Source organism: Micromonospora sp. C97, from assembly GCF_018070385.1.
GTDB classification, from domain to species: Bacteria; Actinomycetota; Actinomycetes; order Mycobacteriales; family Micromonosporaceae; genus Micromonospora; species Micromonospora parva.
Map to the genome: position 1 here is coordinate 62,745 of NZ_JAGPXU010000011.1, position 16,454 is coordinate 79,198.

Genomic DNA, 16,454 nt, shown 5'->3' on the forward strand with positions numbered 1-16,454 from the left:
CGTCAGCGCCCGGCCAGGGTGGCGCGGATCGGGGTGGTCTTCGCGGCGGCCTCGGCGACCTCGGCGTACGGGTCGCTGTCCCAGGTGATGCCGCCGCCGGCCCAGGTGTGCAGCCGTTGGCCGTCGGCGGCGGCGGTGCGGATGGTCAGACCCAGGTCGACACGACCGGGCGCGACCCAGCCGAGCGCGCCCATGCTGGCGCCGCGGCCGACGGGTTCGAGGGCGCTGATCTGGGTCAGGGCGGCGAGTTTCGGCGCGCCGGTGACCGAGCCGCCGGGGCAGGTGGCGCGCAGCAGGTCGGCCAGGCCGAGGCCGTCGGCGACGGTGGCGCGGACGGTCGATTCGGCCTGCCACAGGTCGCACCAGCGGCGGACGGCGAACAGGTCGTCGACGGTGACGCTGCCGGTACGGGCGATGCGCGCCAGGTCGTTGCGTTCCAGGTCGACGATCATGATGTGTTCGGCGCGTTCCTTGGCGCTGGCGAGCAGTTCGGCGCGCCCGGCGGCGGTGGCCGGGCGGGTGCCCTTGATCGGTCGGGTGATCACCTGCCCGTCGGTGACCTCGACGAGGGTTTCCGGGGAGGCGCAGCCGATGGCCCAGCCGTCGCCGGTGAGCACACCGCCGTAGCGGGCGCCGGGGAGCGCGCCGAGGCGGCGCAGGGCGGGCAGCGGGTCGCCGGTGTAGGGGGCGGCGGCGTGGCCGACGATGTTGCTCTGGTAGACGTCGCCACGGCCGATGGCGGCGCGGACCGCGTCGACGGCGGCGGCGTGCTCGCGGGGGGTCCAACTCTCGGTCCACTCGCCGAGCCACCACCGCCTCGGCGGGCCGGGCGGCGTGATCCGGACGCGGCCGTGCTGGTAGACGACCACAACGAGGTCGGGCAGGGTCGGCGCGGGTTCGGGCGCCCCGGTGGGCGCGCCGGTCAGGAGCGCCCCGGCGGCGGCGGACAGGTACAGCGCCGCGCCGCAGACCCCGTCGCCGTGGCGGTCGGTGACGGGTCGGGTCAGGTCGTGCAGGGGCAGGCCGTGCGCGGCGAGGAACTCCTCGGCCAGGGCCGCCGGGTCGCCGCCGTCGGCGCGGGACCAGTGCAGGCGGGCGCGTTCGGTGAGCGCGCCCCGGCATCCGGCCGGCGCGGCCGGCACATCGACGTACGTCGCCGGACCGAGGTCCGCGTCGCACACGTATGGGAGCGTTTCCACGCCGTACGGTCCAACCTTCCTCATCCGTTCAGTGGATTTCCCGCGCACCAGGCGGACACCTGGTCGATGCTGGACACTTTCGCTTGGTACTGTGCGTCACTGGTCATGTGAACCATGACACAGTGCCCCCACAGTCCGGAGAACCCGATGTGCCAGCACCAACCGACCTGCCCTTCCGCTGAAGCCACCGACCGGGAAGCCGCGCGGGTCCTCGCCTGCTTCCGTGAGCAGGGCTGGAGCCTGCTCTGCAACGGTGTCATCGTCTTCGACGACACCGGCGAGCTGCTCCCCGACGGCAGCAGCATCGCACCGCACCGCGGCCCCGCCCGCCACGCCCTCGTGGCCTGACCGACCACTCAGCGTCACCGAATAGCCGCCGTCGACCCAGGCTAGTCCCCCGGTAAGGGACGTCCCCGCCCAGGTCGCAGCGACTGCCGGGGCAGGCCGTACCCGCCCGCCCCGGCGCGCCGTCATCGGCCCTTCGACGCCCGGCGGCGCTGTCAAACCTTGAGCGCCCGCGGGCGCTGTCAGTCTTCGAACGCCTCCGGCGACGGGCACGAGCAGACCAGGTTCCGGTCGCCGTACGCGCCGTCGATGCGCCGCACCGGCGGCCAGTACTTCCCGGCCCGGTCCACCCCGGCCGGGTACGCGCCCACCGACCGCGGGTACGCGTGCGACCACTCGTCACCGCTGACCATCGCCGCGGTGTGCGGCGCGTTCGCCAGGGGGTTGTCCCCCGCCGGCCACTGCCCCGACGCCACCTGCTCGATCTCCGCGCGGATCGCGATCATCGCGTCGCAGAACCGGTCCAGCTCGGCCAGGTCCTCGCTCTCGGTCGGCTCCACCATCAGCGTCCCCGCCACCGGGAACGACATCGTGGGCGCGTGGAAACCGTAGTCGATCAACCGCTTCGCCACGTCGTCGACGCTCACCCCGGTCGCCTTCGTCAACGGCCGCAGGTCGAGGATGCACTCGTGCGCCACCAGGCCCTTGTTGCCGGCGTACAGCACCGGGAAGTGCCCACGCAGCCGCGCCGCCACGTAGTTCGCCGCGAGGACCGCCACACCGGTGGCCCGGGTCAGCCCCTCGGCGCCCATCATCCGCAGGTACGCCCACGGGATCGGCAGGATGCCCGCCGACCCGTACTTCGCCGCCGAGATCGCCGGGGTGGCGTCGGCGTGCGCGCCGAGCGGGTCACCGGGCAGGAACGGCGCCAGGTGCGCGCGGACCGCCACCGGGCCCACGCCGGGGCCACCGCCGCCGTGCGGGATGCAGAACGTCTTGTGCAGGTTCAGGTGCGACACGTCCGCCCCGAACGTGCCGGGCTTGGCGAAACCGACCAGGGCGTTGAGGTTCGCCCCGTCGACGTACACCTGCCCGCCGGCGTCGTGGACCTTCGCGCACAGCGACGCGATGCCGGTCTCGTACACGCCGTGCGTCGACGGGTACGTCACCATGATCGCGGCGAGCGCGTCGCGGTGCTTGTCGATCTTCGCGTCCAGGTCGACCAGGTCGACGTTGCCGTTGTCGTCGCAGGCCACCACGACGACCCGCATGCCGGCCATCACCGCCGACGCGGCGTTCGTGCCGTGCGCCGACGAGGGGATCAGGCACACGTCGCGGTGGGTCTCCCCCCGCGACGCGTGGTACGAGCGGATCGCCAGCAACCCGGCCAGCTCACCCTGCGAACCGGCGTTGGGCTGCACACTGACCGCGTCGTAGCCGGTCACCTCGGCCAGCCACGACTCCAACTGACCGATCATCTCCCGGTACCCGGCGGTCTGCGCATCCGGCGCGAACGGGTGGATGTGCGCGAACTCCGCCCAACTGATCGGCTCCATCTCGGTGGTCGCGTTCAGCTTCATCGTGCACGAGCCGAGCGGGATCATGCCCCGGTCCAGGGCGTAGTCGAAGTCCGACAGCCGTCGCAGGTAGCGCAGCATCGCCGTCTCCGAGTGGTGGCTGCGGAACACCGGGTGGGTGAGGAAGTCGGTGGTGCGCGTCAGGTCGGCCGGGACTGCCGTGTCGACGGCCCCGTCGAACGCGGCCACCCCGAACGCCGCCCACACCGCCTGAAGGTGCGCGTCGGTGGTCGTCTCGTCGCAGGACATCCCCACCTGGTCGGCGTCGACCAGCCGCAGGTTCACCCCCCGCTCGGCGGCCGCCGCGACGACCTCGGCGGCCCGGCCCGGCACCCGGGCGGTGACGGTGTCGAAGAACGCGACGTCCGCGACCTCCACGCCGCCGGCGCGCAACCCGGCCGCGAGCCGCGCCGCCATCCGATGGGTACGCGTCGCGATGTCCCGCAGCCCGTCCGGGCCGTGGTAGACGGCGTACATGCCGGCCATCACCGCGAGCAGCACCTGCGCGGTGCAGATGTTGCTGGTCGCCTTCTCCCGCCGGATGTGCTGCTCACGGGTCTGCAACGCCAACCGGTACGCCGGGTTGCCGTCCGCGTCGCGCGACACCCCGACCAGACGTCCGGGCAGCATCCGCTCCAGGCCCGAGCGCACCGCCAGGTAACCGGCGTGCGGCCCACCGAAGCCCATGGGTACGCCGAAGCGCTGGGTGGTGCCGGCGGCGATGTCCGCGCCGATCTGCCCCGGCGCCCGCAGCAGCGTCAACGCCAGCAGGTCCGCCGCGACGGTGACCAGGGCGCCGACGGCGTGCGCCGCCTCGACCAGACCCTGGTGGTCGCGGACCGCACCGGACGCCCCCGGGTACTGCAGGTGCAGGCCGAAGAACTCCGCCGGCAACTCGTCGCGCTCGACGTCGAGGACCCGCACCTCGATGCCGAGCGGCTCGGCCCGACTGGTGATCACCGCGATGGTCTGCGGCAACGCGTCGGCGTCGACCACGTACACCGGGCTCTTGCTCTTGGACGCGCGGCGCGCGAGGGTCATCGCCTCCGCCGCCGCGGTGCCCTCGTCGAGCATGGAGGCGTTCGCGGTGGCCAGCCCGGTCAGGTCGGTGACCATGGTCTGGAAGTTCAGCAGCGCCTCCAGGCGGCCCTGACTGATCTCCGGCTGGTACGGAGTGTACGCCGTGTACCAGGCCGGGTCCTCGAGGACGTTGCGGCGGATCACCGCCGGGGTGTGCGTGCCGTGATACCCCAACCCGATCATGGAGACGGCGACGGTGTTGCGCGCCGCGAGGGCCCGCAACTCGGCGATCGTCTCGGCCTCGGTGGCCGGGTCGGGCAGGTCGAGGGTGCCGTGCCAACGGATCACCTCGGGGATCGCGGCGTCCATCAGCTCGTCGATCGAGTCGTGCCCGACGACCTCCAACATCCGACGCTCGTCGTCGGGGCCGGGACCGATGTGACGGGTGGCGAACTGCTCTACGGTCATAGGGGCACTCCCGGGGCGAGGTCGACGTGTCGGCCTCCCCCTCTGTCGCACCCACAGGGGCACTCCACAGTGCCTGCCCACGAGGTCCTTTTGCCTGAGAGGTTCCGGGGAGGATTTGCCCCTTCGGCGCCGCCCTGCGTGCTGTCGGGCGGTCTCTCCCACGTGGGTGTTACCGGCGTGGTCAACGCTACCAGCGCCGGTGTTTCCCGCAGATGTCCTACCCCCGGGCCGGGCACCGCGCCCAGTGACCCACGATCACACCTTGAGCGGCACTCCAGCGGCGACCCGCGCGGCCAACTGCGGCAACACCACACCCAGCGGCGCGTCGACGCACACGGTGGCGTGGTCGTCACCTCGCGTGGACCCCTGGTTGACGATCGCGACCGGGATGCCCCGTTTCGCCGCCCGAATCACGAAACGGCGCCCCGACATCACCGTCAACGACGACCCGAGAACCAGCAACGAACGGGCCTGCTCCACGGCCGCGAAACACCGCGCCACCCGCTGCGGCGGCACCGTCTCACCGAAGAACACCACGTCCGGCTTCACCATCCCGGTGCCGCAGATCCCGCAGTCCACCGGCCGGAACGCCGCCACCTGCTCATCGGGGAGATCAACATCACCGTCCGGGTTGACCCCGGCGACGCGGGCCACGAAATCCGGGTTGGCCTCCCGCAGCCGCCGGTCCAGTTCCTCCCGCGAGGTCAGGTTGCCGCAGTCCAGGCAGGTCACCTCGTCGAGCCGACCATGCAACTCGATCACCGACGGGCTGCCGGCCGCACCGTGCAGACCGTCGACGTTCTGGGTGATCACGGTGTCGACCAGACCGGCGCGTTGCAGCTGCGCCACCGCCTGATGCCCGGCGTTGGGCGCCGCGCCCGCGATCAACCGCCACCCCAGGTGGCTACGCGCCCAGTAGCGCCGCCGGGCGAGCGGATCCCCGGTGAACGCCTGGAAGGTCATCGGGGTGTGCCGCCGCGCCACCCCGCTGGGCCCCCGGTAGTCCGGGATCCCCGACTCGGTGGACAGGCCGGCGCCGCTGAGGACCACCACCCCACCGCCGGCCACCAGCGAGGTCAACACGTCGAGGCTCTCCGTCACCTCTCCATGCTGCCTCAACCCGTGCGCCACCGGCGAACCCCGCGCCGGGTGGGCAACCCCACCCGGCGCGGGCACCGGGACGTCTACACCGCCACGATGTCGGCCACCACGCAGGCGATGTTGTCCGGTGCCCCCTCGGCCCGCGCCAGCGCCGTCAGCGCACGCACCGTGGCATCCGGATCGCCGGCCCCGGTCAACGCCGAACGCAGCTCGGCCCGGTCGACGACCGCCGACAACCCGTCGGAGCACAGCAGGTACCGGTCACCGGCCTGCACGGTGCGCACCGCGAGATCAGCCTCGACCTGCCGACCGCCACCGAGGGCGCGCACCAGCACCGCCCGCTGCGGATGCGACGCGGCCTGCTCCCGGTCGAGCCGGCCCTGATCCACCTGGGCCTGCACCCAGGTGTGGTCCTGCGTGAGCAGCGACAGCTCACCGTCACGCAACAGGTAGGCCCGGGTGTCGCCGACGTGCACCAACGCCAGCCGGGAACCGCGCAGCAGCAGCCCGGTCAGCGTGGTGACCGGCTGGTCGGCGTCGGACGCCAACCCGCGCACAGCGCGGTCGGCGTCGGCGACCGCCCCGGCCAGCACCGTCAACACCTCGGCGGACGGCAGGTCGGCGAACTCCAACGGCTTCAGGGCGTCGACGGCGGCCGCGCTGGCAGCCGCACCGCCCGGCCCCCGCATACCGTCGGCCACGGCCAGCAACCGTCCGCCGGCGTACGCGACGTCCTCGTTGCTGTCGCGCACCAGGCCGGTGTCACAACCGGCCGCGCAGCGTACGGCAACCGTGCCATTCGGGTCGGACATCGTGGTACCCCCTTCAGAAAGGTGATCCACGAGGAGGGTGGCGAGCCGGGCGCGAGCCGCGGTGTCGGCGCTGACCCGCCGCCAGTACGCGCTGATCGCCTCAGCGGCCGCCGCGGGCTCCAGGGCACACACCACCCGGATCGTCGCCAGCGGCATCCCGAGCCGACGCAACTGGGCGACCAGCCGCGCCACCGGCAGCTGAGCCGGGTCGTAGAACCGGTAGCCGGACTCCGGATCCACCGCCGCCGGAACCAGCAACCCCACCTGGTCGTACAGGCGCAACGCCTTCGGCGTCAGCCTCGCCGCCCGAGCGAACGCCCCGATGGTCATCAGCCCCACGTGAACATCCTCCTCGTGCCGGTCACGGCGACCGGCACGACCAGGCTCAGGGTTACCCGAAGGTCAAGGTCAAGCCGATGCGGCCGGTAGGTTGGGCGCATGCGCGTCGTCATCGCCGGAGGCCACGGCAAGATCGCCCTGCTGCTGCAACGTCACCTCGTCGGGCGCGGCGACACCGCCGTCGGCCTCATCCGCAACCCCGAGCAGGCCGCGACACTGCGCGCCGCCGGCGCCACCCCCGTGGTCAACGACCTGGAACACACCGACATCACGCAGCTCGCCGCGCACCTCGACGGCGCCGACGCGGTGATCTTCGCCGCCGGTGCCGGGCCCGGCAGCGGCGCCGCCCGTAAGGACACCGTCGACCGGGCCGCCGCCGCGCTGCTCGCCGACGCCGCCACCCGCGCCGGCGTCCACCGCTACCTGCTCGTCTCCTCCATGGGCGTGGACAAGCCACCCGCCCCCGGCACCGACGACGTGTGGGCGGCGTACCTGCGCGCCAAACGCGCCGCCGAGGACGACCTGCGCGGCCGCGACCTGGCCTGGACGGTGCTGCGACCCGGCCGGCTCACCGACGACCCACCCACCGGACGGGTCACCCTCACCCCACACGCCGGGGGTGGCGCGATCAGCCGCACCGACGTCGCCCACGTCCTCGCCGCGCTGCTCGACGAACCACGCACCGCCGGCGCGACACTGGAACTCGTCGACGGGCCCACCCCGATCGCCGACGCCGTCCGCGCCGCCGCCACCTGACCGACTACGCCGGCCCGCGCCGCGTCCTACTCCTGCGGCTCCCAGGCGATCAGCTGGTCCAGGACGCGGCGGTCGCCCTCGAGCTGCAGCAGGTCCATCTGAATGCGGCCGTAGAAGAACATGACCAGCTCATTGGCCGTACCCCGGGCGGAAACATACGCCACCCCCGGGTCCTCGGCGGCGAGCGGCGCCGAGAGCCGGGCGGTCCGTGCGCCGTCGGCGGAGAACCACAGCCGCCAGGAACGGCCCTCGGTGGCGTGGTAGTCGATGACAGCGGGCTCGTGCGGCCACGCGATCGTCGTCGCGACGCAGGTGGTCAGGAACTCGTCGACACCGTCGAGGGCCACCTCGTCCGGCAACGGCTCCGGCGCGCCCACAGCGACCTGGGCGTCATAGGTGTGCACGGCGACCTGCTGAAGCTGGTGGCGGGCAACAGCGCCGGCGGTCTGCGGCGACTGCGAATCACCCCACCACGTCCAGCAACCACGATCCGGGCCGGCCTCCCGCAACGCCGACAGCAACTGCGCCGTCGCCGCGGCGAACCAGGCCAGCAGGGCCTCGCGCTCGCGGGGCGGCGCCGGCGCGGCGATGTCCGGTGGGGCGTCGGCGGGCCCCGCGGCCACGATGGCGGCCCACCGGCGGCGTCCCTCGCCCAGGTGTCGCACCAGGTCGAACACCGTCCACTCAGGACACGTCGGCACCCGCACGTCGAGGCTGGGCGCCGCGGCGACCGCCGCCCGGAAAGCAGCCGACCGTTCGTCCATCAACCGCAACAGATCGGCGAACTTCAGAGTCTCTTCCACCGCGGCTTTGTACCACCCCGCCCCGGCAACCGACAGCGGGTTTCGCCCTCGCGGCGGGGCACGCGGAAGACCCGGTGCCCGGCGCGGCCGCCTCGCACCCCGAACAACCGCTCAGCTGACCGCCAGCCCCGCAGCCGGTCGGCGTCAGCCGCCCGGGCGGTGCGCGGCGACCAGCACCGGCCCGCCGGGGACGGTCGGGAAACGGCGAACATCGGCCAAGCCCGTCGCCGCCAGCACCTGCGCCATCCGGTCCGCGTCGAACGCGTTACCACCGTTGCGGACCGCGTTCCACCGGTCGACGGCCGCCCGCAACGGATCCCCCACCGGCGGGTTGGTGCCCGCCACCAGCCAACCACCAGGCCGCAACGCCTGCACCAGCCGGGGCAACGCCACCGTCAACGTCTGCTCGGGCAGGAACGGCGCCGGCAACCACACCAGGTCGTACCCGCCCGGCTCCGTCACCTCCGCCACGTCCTGACGGCGCAGACTGATCCGATCCGCGACCTCGCCTGCCTCGGCCAACTCACCCCGGGCCAGGTCCAACGCCCGCTGCAGCACGTCGATACCCACCACCGACGCCCGAGGCAACGCGCGAGCCAGCGCGACCGCCAACCCCGCCACCCCGGTGCCCACGTCCAGCACCCGGCCGTCCGCCGAGCCCAAGCGCTCCGCCAACCCCGGCAACTCGGGCACCACCCGGGTCGCCAACGCCCGGCCGGTCGCCGCCGACGCCCGACCCTGGTGCAGCAACACCTCGTCGTCCAACTCCGCCCAACCCGCCCCGCGCGGCCCGGAAGGCTCCTGCGCCGCCGCGGCGACGGCCTGCCGCAGCGAACTCAACCGGGCCTGCACCGCGCTGCTCCCCGTCGGCCCATCGGCGGGCACCAACGACGGGTGCGCAACCGGCACCCCACCATCCCAGGACAGCAGACCAGCGGCCTCCAGCACCGCGCTGCGGTGCGGCGACGCCGCCACGACCTCGGCGAGCGGGGCCGACAGGGCGTCACTCATGGTGCCGACCGCGGCCGCCAGAGCCCACGCCGAAGCCTCCAACGCGGCCAGCGGGTCCACCGACCCGCCGGCCGAAGACGGTGATACAGACACGAAGGAGCCTCTCTCACGGGCGCGGCCACCGATCAGCCCCGCCTGACCCCTCCGACTATGCCACCGCCGCCAACGCGCCGAGCACGCTCCACGATCAGCGCTGCTGGTGCCGCGGCAACGCCGACTGCCCCACCACACCACCCACGAACGGCGCCCCCGGCGTCTCCGCCGCGATCCGATCCATCGTGCGCGCCAACTGCTCACTGCCGTCATCAAGATGCCGCGCCGCCGCCTGCATGTGCGACACCATCATCTCGCCGAAAATCCGCAACGCCTCCCGGGTCGCCACCGTGTCGTCGAAGCTCGGCCCGGCCGCGCTGCGGTACTCCGCCACCGCCCGCTCCGCCTCCTGCTTCGCCTCCGCCTCCGCCGCCTGCAGGTAACTCTCGTACTGCACCCGGGCGTACTCGGCGACCCGACGCGCATAGTCATGCGCCTGCGCGATGATCTGCTCCGCCTCCCGCTGCGCCGCCGACAGCAGATTCACCTCCCGCGCCGCCGGAACCTTCGCCGCCGCCCCCGTACTCGGAATCACCCCGTGCCGGTGCAACTCCACCCGGTCGTTCAGCCGCTCGTTCTCCGCCCGCAACGTCGCGATCTGCGTCGCCAACAGATCCAACTCGTCAGCGACCTGCACCCGGAACCGGTCCACGTCAGCATTGTCATAACCCCGCCGGGCGAACGACGCGGCACCGAACTCCCACCGCCGAACCCGATCGGCGGTCATCCGCACCTGCACACCACCGGAAACCTGCACCCCGTCATACCGGCTGATCGGCGTCGCGCTCACCTGTGCAGACCTCCGTTCGCGACTGCGGGGCTCGCAAGCTCACTCCTCGCGCTCACCACACCCGCCCTTTCGTTCACGACTGCGGGGCTCGCAAGCTCACTCCTCGCGCTCACCTGTGCCCACCTTCCGAAGTGTCACCCGCAGCCGTCCGCCACGCCGGGCCGTACCACTGCGCACCCAGGCCCTCGTGGTGCACCTGACCCGCGTGGTAACCCGCCTGCGCCAACGTTTGCACCGCGTGCGACACCATCTCGTCCGACCCACACACGAACACGTGCCGGGAACGCCAGTCACCGTCGGCCAGCGCCCGATCCACCGCCTGCACGAACTCCCCCGGCCGGTGCACGTCGGTACCCACCACGTACGTCACCGTCAACCACGGATACGACGACGCCAACTTGTCGATCGCGTCGCTGTCGTAGAACTCGCTACGCGACCGGGCCCCCACGTACAGATCAACTCGGCGGCGGGAACCCTCCGCGGCGACCTGCTCCACCAACGCCTTCACCGGCGCCCAGCCCGTACCCGCCACCAGCAGCAACAGGTCACTGGAGCCCGCCGACCACAACCCCAACCGGTCCCCCACCGGCGCCGCCAGGTGGATCCGATCCCCCACCGCCGACCCGTACACCAGCCGCGACGACACCGCGCCCCCCGGCGCGGCCCGCACATGCAACTCCAGGGTGCCGTCCGCCCGCGGAGCGTTCGCCGGCGAGTAGTACCGCCACGACCGCACCGACGGGTGCGACACCCCGATCGACTGACCCGGGGTGAACGGCAACAGGTACTGCGGGCGCACCGTCAACACCGCCACGTCGAACGCCCGCCGCTCATGCGCCACGATCTCCGCCACCCACCACGGCGGATTGACCGCCTCAGCGGCCTGCGCGGCCTCCATCATCACCTGGGCGACCAACCCGTACGCGGCCGTCCAGTCCGCTGCCAACTCCTCGGTCCACTGCTCGGCGAGGAAATGCTGCAACGTCGCCACCAGCGCCTCACCGACCGCCGGATAGTGCTCCGCGCGCACCGCGAACTTGCGGTGATCCGCGCCGAGATCCTGCAGGAAACCCACCAGCCGATCCACCTGGTCCACGTTGGACACGATGTGGCCCAACGCGGTCACCAGGCGATCCCGCTGACCGGCCATGTTCGTGGGGAACATCTGCCGCGTCTCAGGATGAGCGAGGAACAACGTCGAATAGAAATAGAGCGGCACCTGGTCGCCGTGACCGGCGACCACCGACCAGCTCTGCTTGAGGCGAGCCGCGTCCACGCTCAGACGCCCGACCTGTTTCCGGCAGCCACCACCTGGCCCTGCACCTGCCCCAGCACTGTCTGCACGTCAGCGAGGATGTCCGCCGGCACCCCCAACTCGGTCAGCGTCGCCGTCAGGTGCTCGCCCACCTTCGCGTAGTGCTCCACAGTGATGTTCAACGGCTGGTGCGCCTCAGCCAACCCACGACCCGTGTACTCGTTCGGGCCACCCAGCACCACGGTCAACATCAACGCCAGGTGCCGCCGCTGACCCGCCATCTCCACATCAGTGAAGTAACCCGCCAACTCCGGGTCCGCGAGCACCTTGTCGTAGAACAGCTCAACCGCCGCCTTGACCGAACTGGCACCGCCAATGCGGTCGTAGTGCGAAGCGGGAGCCGTCTCTTCCGTAACCGTCACGGTCGTTCCTTCCGGGGATGAAGGGTGCAGAACCGTGAGGGACCATAGCGTGTCAAACGCCTCCGGTCAGCGCCCCCTTATCGGATTCCCGACAATACGACCGACACGTTGCGTCATCACTACCGATCGGTATCTCCACAATCGGCCACCAACACCACACCGAACGTATCCACAAGGGACCGGCGTGGTCGATCACCCCCGGCCACCGTCACCGACGGTCGCGAGAAAACCCAACCGGAAAAAATTGGAAGCCGAACGGGTCAGCCGGCCCGCCGTCGCGCCCGCCGTGCCGCCAGCTCGTCACCCACCGGATCCGCCCCGGACACCGCCGCCGGCTCCACCGGGCCGCTCGTCGCCGGCTCCGCCGGCAGATGCGACAACGACCCCTGGATCTCCTTGAAAGCCCCACCGATCGCGATGCCGAAGACCCCCTGGCCACCCTGCAACAGGTCGACCACCTCCTCCGGAGACCGGCACTCGTACACCGTCGTCCCATCAGAGATCAGCGTGATCCCCGCCAGATCCTCCACGCCACGCGACCGCAACGCCTCGATCGCCTTACGGATGTTCTGCAGGGACACCCCCGCATCCAACAACCGCTTCACGACCTTCAACACCACCAGGTCCCGGAACGAGTACAACCGCTGCGTCCCCGAGCCCGAAGCATCCCGAACGCTCGGCACCACGAGCGTCGTCCGCGCCCAGTAGTCCAACTGCCGGTAACTGATGCCCACCGCGTGACACGCCGTCACACCCCGGTAGCCAACCGAACCGTCACCCTCAGCCGCCACACCTGGCGACGAGGCACCCGGCTCGTCGAACTCTGCACCCGGATCGGAATCCCGCGGCTCGTGCATCCGGACAACCTCCCCGTCAGTGTGGCGACGCATCGTTTCCGGGACGCGCACCCCTCGACATGGAAACCCTATCGCCACCGTCAGGGGTTACCACGGAGGAACCGACGCGACACGCCGCGCAGCCACCGAGAAAGATCACCAACCGAGCCCGGGCACACCTCAGCCCGCGAAATCCTCCGGACGCACCTGCTCCAGGAACTCGCGGAACTTCTCCACCTCGTCCTCCTGCTCATCAGGGATAACGATCCCCGCCTCGCTGAGGACCTGCTCCGCACAACGAATCGGCGCACCGACACGCAACGCCAACGCGATCGAATCGCTCGGCCGCGCCGACACCCGCACCCCATCGCCGATCAACAGATCCGCGTAGAAGACGTTCTCCTTCAGCTCGGTGATCTCCACCGCCTGCAAGGGCGCCTTCAACGCCGCCAACACATCCCGCAGAAGATCATGGGTCAACGGCCGGGCCGGCTTGACCCCCTGCTGCTCATAAGCGATAGCCGTCGCCTCGACCGCGCCGATCCAGATCGGCAGATAGCGGTCCCCCTCGACCTCCCTGAGCAGGACGATCGGTTGGTTGCTGGGCAGCTCCACCCGAACTCCGACCACGCTCAGCTCGCGCACCGCCGCCTCCGTGTCGTTGTCACCTACGCCGCACCGCGCCCTTCCCTGCACGGTACACGGACCGCAACACGGCCGTCCCATGCGCTACAGCACCACGCCCGCGCCGAAAAGGGGTTACCCCGGCAAGCCTACGGCACGCTTCCCCGAAGAGATCTTTCCGCTCAGCCGCCACCCGCCGGGCACCCTCACCGACCCAACGTCGACCGCAGACCCACCCGCACCAACGCCGCGTGCAACTGCTCCGACAACGCCACCAACTCCCGCGCCGTCTCCGCCGCCCGCGCCCGCGCCGCCGGATCACTCTGCCGCGCCAACGGCGCCACCAACTGCGCGAACAAACCGACCTCCCGGTCCGCCGCCGTCCGATAACCCCGCAGATGCCGCGGCTCCAACCCGTACGACGCCAACCCCGCCACCGCCGAAGCGATGATCAGGGCATCCGCGTCATACCAACCCGGTGGATCCGACACCAGCACACCGAGCCGCTCCAACTCCGCCAGCGTCGACTCGTCGATCCCACTGCGCGCCACCAGATCCGACCGGCCGAGCCGCACCTGCGACGACTCGGCCGGCTCCGACACCTCACGACCCGGCACCGCACCATCGGGACCAACCGCCACCAACGCCGGCCGCGACCGCTCCGGCTGCTCACCGGACGAATCCCACTGGGCCAACTGCTCCCGGATCACCCGCAACGGCAGGTACCTGTCCCGCTGCGCGGTCAACACGAACCGCAACCGCGCCACATCGTCCCAGCTGTACTTCCGGTAACCCGCCGCCGTCCGCTGCGGCTCGACCAAACCCTCAGCCTCAAGAAACCGCAGCTTCGAAATCGTGGTATCCGGAAAATCCACCCGCAACTGCCCAAGCACCTCACCGATGCTCATCAGCGGCTGAGACCGAGCCGCCCCGGGTGACGTGGAGGCCGCAGGCTCGTTCACCCCCGGCCGGCCTCCTCCTCCGGGCGCGGACCGGCGATGAACACCACCCGGAACTTACCGATCTGGACCTCGTCACCGTTGCTCAACGTGGCCGCCTCAACCCGCTCACGATTGACGTACGTGCCGTTCAGGCTGCCCACGTCGCGCACCGTGAACGTCCCACCGTCACGGTGGAACTCCGCATGCCGACGCGACACCGTCACGTCATCCAGGAAGATGTCACTGTCCGGGTGCCGGCCACTGGTCGTCACATCGTGGTCCAACAGGAACCGGGCACCCGCATTCGGGCCTCGACGAACCACCAGCAGCGCCATACCCGGCGGCAACGAACCGGACATCCGGCTCGGCACCACATCGGTGTCCGGCCCCTCCAGCACTTCGTCGAGCGAACCGAGATTGAGCGTCGAAGTGACGTCGAGTGGGGGGAACTCGTCGTCTGGCCGCGTCATGGGACCACCTCACGGATCTGTTCGGTCGGCGTCGGGTAATGGCGGGTCTGGCCGCCGGGCACATGCACACCCGGCGGCTGGCTCCCCGTGCCCGGGAAGGCAATTCCACAACGCTCAACTATTGGGTTCTCGGTCGACTGGGCGAGCCTAGCCAGCGCCGAAATGCAGGGCAACCGGACGCGCGCAGACATCGCACGCACCGGATCACGCACACTCAGCCTTCGGTGATCTTCTGATACGCGGCCGCCGTCAGCAACCCATCCGTCGCCGTCGGATCATCCGGCGTGATCTCCACCAACCAACCCTCACCGTACGGATCAGTGTTGATCAGCTCAGGAGTGTCAGCCAACGCGTCGTTGCGCGCCGCCACCGTACCGGCCACCGGCGCGTAGATCTCCGACACACTCTTGGTCGACTCGATCTCACCCAACGAGTCACCGGCCGCGACCACCGCACCCGCCTCGGGCAACTGCACGTACACGATGTCACCGAGCGCGTCCTGCGCGAAGTGGGTGATGCCGACCCGGACCGAAGCCGTGCCGTCACCCGCCACCCACTCATGCTCGGCGGTGTATCGCAGATCCTCGGGAATCACCAGACGCGTCCTTCATCCATCGGTGCCCCGGACCACCCGGGTCCGGGGCGGCCGCGCCGGTCAGGAGACCGGACGGGCGTGTTCCAACTTGATCGGCACGTGCAGCGCCGAAACCTCGGCAACCTCACGCTCCCCAAACGTCACGTTACCGCCGTCACCCCGAACCGACGCCACCACCCCACCAGGAATGTTCAACGCCGTACGCATCGTCGCCGGATCACCGATCACCGTGATCGTGTACGGCCCCGTCAACCGACGCCCCTCCACCATCAACGACCCGTTGTCCCCATCGAGGAAGTACGTCGACGCGATGATCCGAACCGTCGCCCGATCCCCACCGGAAATCTGCATCGCCTCGGCACCCGCACCCCGCAGCTCCTGGACCGCGTCCAACACCCGGTTCGCCGAGATCGGCTTCACCCCGGAGTCGAACTGCACCGTCAACCCCGGGCCCACCGCCGGCAACGTCCCCGCCAGGATGCCCAACTCGTCCGCCCGCCGGGTCGCCTCGTCCAACGCCGCCTGACGACCCTGCTCACCCGAGCGCAACTGACGCTGACTGTCCTCCAGGGCACGGATGTCCTGCTGCAGGCGGTTCTCCCGCGCATCCAGATCCGACAGGATCCGAACCAGGTCCTCCTGCCGCGTGGCCCCCAACGTCGGGTCCGTCGAGGTCGTCTTCAACTGCACCACCAACGTGAACCCCAACAACGCCAGCAACGCGGCGATCATCACACCGGCCGTACTCCACCGGGACCGACCAGCCACCACCGGCTCCGCCGGCTCCCCCGACGCGTCGGACGGCTCCCCCGACCGCGACACCGCGTTCAGGTCCACCGTCGCACCGTCGTCGACCGGCTCCACACCCGGCTCCGCCACCGGCTCATCGTCCGACGGCCGCGCGGGCCCCTGCGGCGCCAACGGGCTCAGCTCGTCCGGATCCGGCGCATCAGGCCGCGGATCAGGCTCACCCGCCGGCCCACCCGGGCGCGCCGGGCCCGCCGGCTGCGGCCACCCGGTCCCCGTGTCGGTCTGCTCGTCACTCATCGCAACCCAA

General features: G+C 71.0%; 17 protein-coding genes and 1 riboswitch. Of the genes, 2 read left to right on the forward strand and 15 right to left on the reverse strand.

Features of this window, described 5'->3' with window-relative positions; translation table 11 throughout:
* Positions 1–2: 2 nt before the first annotated feature.
* Positions 3–1,223 carry a chorismate-binding protein gene (locus KBX26_RS16900; protein ID WP_374224301.1) on the reverse strand — a complete coding sequence of 407 codons (1,221 nt, stop codon included), beginning with the start codon at positions 1,221–1,223 and terminating at the stop codon, positions 3–5.
* Positions 1,224–1,346: 123 nt separating this feature from the next.
* Here KBX26_RS16900 and KBX26_RS16905 point away from each other — a divergent pair, with 123 nt between their 5' ends.
* Positions 1,347–1,547 carry a DUF5999 family protein gene (locus KBX26_RS16905; protein ID WP_030327695.1) on the forward strand — a complete coding sequence of 67 codons (201 nt, stop codon included), beginning with the start codon at positions 1,347–1,349 and terminating at the stop codon, positions 1,545–1,547.
* A 179-nt stretch (positions 1,548–1,726) separates the two neighbouring features.
* Here KBX26_RS16905 and gcvP read toward each other — a convergent pair whose 3' ends face one another.
* The 3 genes from gcvP to KBX26_RS16920 form a co-directional block, all read right to left on the reverse strand.
* Positions 1,727–4,549: an aminomethyl-transferring glycine dehydrogenase gene (gene gcvP, locus KBX26_RS16910; RefSeq protein WP_030327696.1), complete on the reverse strand. Its 2,823-nt coding sequence runs from the start codon at positions 4,547–4,549 to the stop codon at positions 1,727–1,729.
* A gap of 72 nt (positions 4,550–4,621) precedes the next feature.
* Positions 4,622–4,720: riboswitch (glycine riboswitch) on the reverse strand.
* Positions 4,721–4,804: 84 nt separating this feature from the next.
* Complete coding sequence (locus tag KBX26_RS16915; RefSeq protein WP_210865844.1) at positions 4,805–5,650, reverse strand: NAD-dependent protein deacetylase; 846 nt, start codon at positions 5,648–5,650, stop codon at positions 4,805–4,807.
* An 83-nt stretch (positions 5,651–5,733) separates the two neighbouring features.
* Positions 5,734–6,801 carry a MerR family transcriptional regulator gene (locus tag KBX26_RS16920; RefSeq protein WP_210858052.1) on the reverse strand — a complete coding sequence of 356 codons (1,068 nt, stop codon included), beginning with the start codon at positions 6,799–6,801 and terminating at the stop codon, positions 5,734–5,736.
* A gap of 99 nt (positions 6,802–6,900) precedes the next feature.
* On the opposite strand from KBX26_RS16920, the gene KBX26_RS16925 reads away from it, so the two are divergent.
* A complete protein-coding gene (locus tag KBX26_RS16925) occupies positions 6,901–7,557 on the forward strand; it encodes an NAD(P)H-binding protein (RefSeq protein ID WP_030327699.1) in 657 nt (218 codons plus the stop codon).
* Positions 7,558–7,583: 26 nt separating this feature from the next.
* On the opposite strand, the gene KBX26_RS16930 is transcribed toward KBX26_RS16925, so the two are convergent.
* The 11 genes from KBX26_RS16930 to KBX26_RS16980 form a co-directional block, all read right to left on the reverse strand.
* Positions 7,584–8,360: a maleylpyruvate isomerase family mycothiol-dependent enzyme gene (locus tag KBX26_RS16930; protein WP_210865845.1), complete on the reverse strand. Its 777-nt coding sequence runs from the start codon at positions 8,358–8,360 to the stop codon at positions 7,584–7,586.
* A gap of 144 nt (positions 8,361–8,504) precedes the next feature.
* On the reverse strand, positions 8,505–9,464 hold the full coding sequence (locus KBX26_RS16935; protein ID WP_210865846.1) for a methyltransferase domain-containing protein: 960 nt from the start codon (positions 9,462–9,464) through the stop codon (positions 8,505–8,507).
* Between the two features lie 94 nt (positions 9,465–9,558).
* Positions 9,559–10,254 (reverse strand): DivIVA domain-containing protein, encoded by a 696-nt coding sequence (locus tag KBX26_RS32775; RefSeq protein WP_030327702.1) that lies wholly within the window; start codon positions 10,252–10,254, stop codon positions 9,559–9,561.
* Positions 10,255–10,363: 109 nt separating this feature from the next.
* On the reverse strand, positions 10,364–11,530 hold the full coding sequence (locus tag KBX26_RS16945; RefSeq protein WP_030327703.1) for a globin domain-containing protein: 1,167 nt from the start codon (positions 11,528–11,530) through the stop codon (positions 10,364–10,366).
* A 2-nt stretch (positions 11,531–11,532) separates the two neighbouring features.
* On the reverse strand, positions 11,533–11,931 hold the full coding sequence (locus KBX26_RS16950; protein ID WP_210858049.1) for a group 1 truncated hemoglobin: 399 nt from the start codon (positions 11,929–11,931) through the stop codon (positions 11,533–11,535).
* A gap of 260 nt (positions 11,932–12,191) precedes the next feature.
* Positions 12,192–12,788, reverse strand: a complete 597-nt coding sequence (locus KBX26_RS16955) for a MerR family transcriptional regulator (RefSeq protein ID WP_081883657.1) — start codon at positions 12,786–12,788, stop codon at positions 12,192–12,194.
* Between the two features lie 159 nt (positions 12,789–12,947).
* Entirely contained in the window at positions 12,948–13,412 is a 465-nt protein-coding gene (locus KBX26_RS16960; RefSeq protein WP_030327706.1) for a bifunctional nuclease family protein, read from the reverse strand.
* Between the two features lie 185 nt (positions 13,413–13,597).
* On the reverse strand, positions 13,598–14,299 hold the full coding sequence (locus KBX26_RS16965) for a MerR family transcriptional regulator (RefSeq protein ID WP_209444452.1): 702 nt from the start codon (positions 14,297–14,299) through the stop codon (positions 13,598–13,600).
* A 50-nt stretch (positions 14,300–14,349) separates the two neighbouring features.
* A complete protein-coding gene (locus tag KBX26_RS16970) occupies positions 14,350–14,802 on the reverse strand; it encodes an FHA domain-containing protein (protein WP_007071101.1) in 453 nt (150 codons plus the stop codon).
* 214 nt (positions 14,803–15,016) lie between these two features.
* A complete protein-coding gene (gene gcvH, locus KBX26_RS16975; protein WP_030327708.1) occupies positions 15,017–15,397 on the reverse strand; it encodes a glycine cleavage system protein GcvH in 381 nt (126 codons plus the stop codon).
* 60 nt (positions 15,398–15,457) lie between these two features.
* The gene (locus KBX26_RS16980; protein WP_210865847.1) at positions 15,458–16,444 is read right to left on the reverse strand and encodes a DUF881 domain-containing protein; all 987 of its coding nucleotides are present in this window, start codon (positions 16,442–16,444) and stop codon (positions 15,458–15,460) included.
* Between the last annotated feature and the right edge of the window lie 10 nt (positions 16,445–16,454).

Bases quoted from the DNA above. Each gene is read 5' to 3' on its own strand.
- KBX26_RS16955 (WP_081883657.1), bottom strand. From the start codon at position 12,788: ATGCACGAGCCGCGGGATTCCGATCCGGGTGCAGAGTTCGACGAGCCG.
- KBX26_RS16970 (WP_007071101.1), bottom strand. From the start codon at position 14,802: ATGACGCGGCCAGACGACGAGTTCCCCCCACTCGACGTCACTTCGACG.
- KBX26_RS16965 (WP_209444452.1), bottom strand. From the start codon at position 14,299: ATGAGCATCGGTGAGGTGCTTGGGCAGTTGCGGGTGGATTTTCCGGAT.
- KBX26_RS16980 (WP_210865847.1), bottom strand. From the start codon at position 16,444: ATGAGTGACGAGCAGACCGACACGGGGACCGGGTGGCCGCAGCCGGCG.
- KBX26_RS16905 (WP_030327695.1), top strand. From the start codon at position 1,347: ATGTGCCAGCACCAACCGACCTGCCCTTCCGCTGAAGCCACCGACCGG.
- KBX26_RS16925 (WP_030327699.1), top strand. From the start codon at position 6,901: ATGCGCGTCGTCATCGCCGGAGGCCACGGCAAGATCGCCCTGCTGCTG.
- gcvP (WP_030327696.1), bottom strand. From the start codon at position 4,549: ATGACCGTAGAGCAGTTCGCCACCCGTCACATCGGTCCCGGCCCCGAC.
- KBX26_RS16900 (WP_374224301.1), bottom strand. From the start codon at position 1,223: ATGAGGAAGGTTGGACCGTACGGCGTGGAAACGCTCCCATACGTGTGC.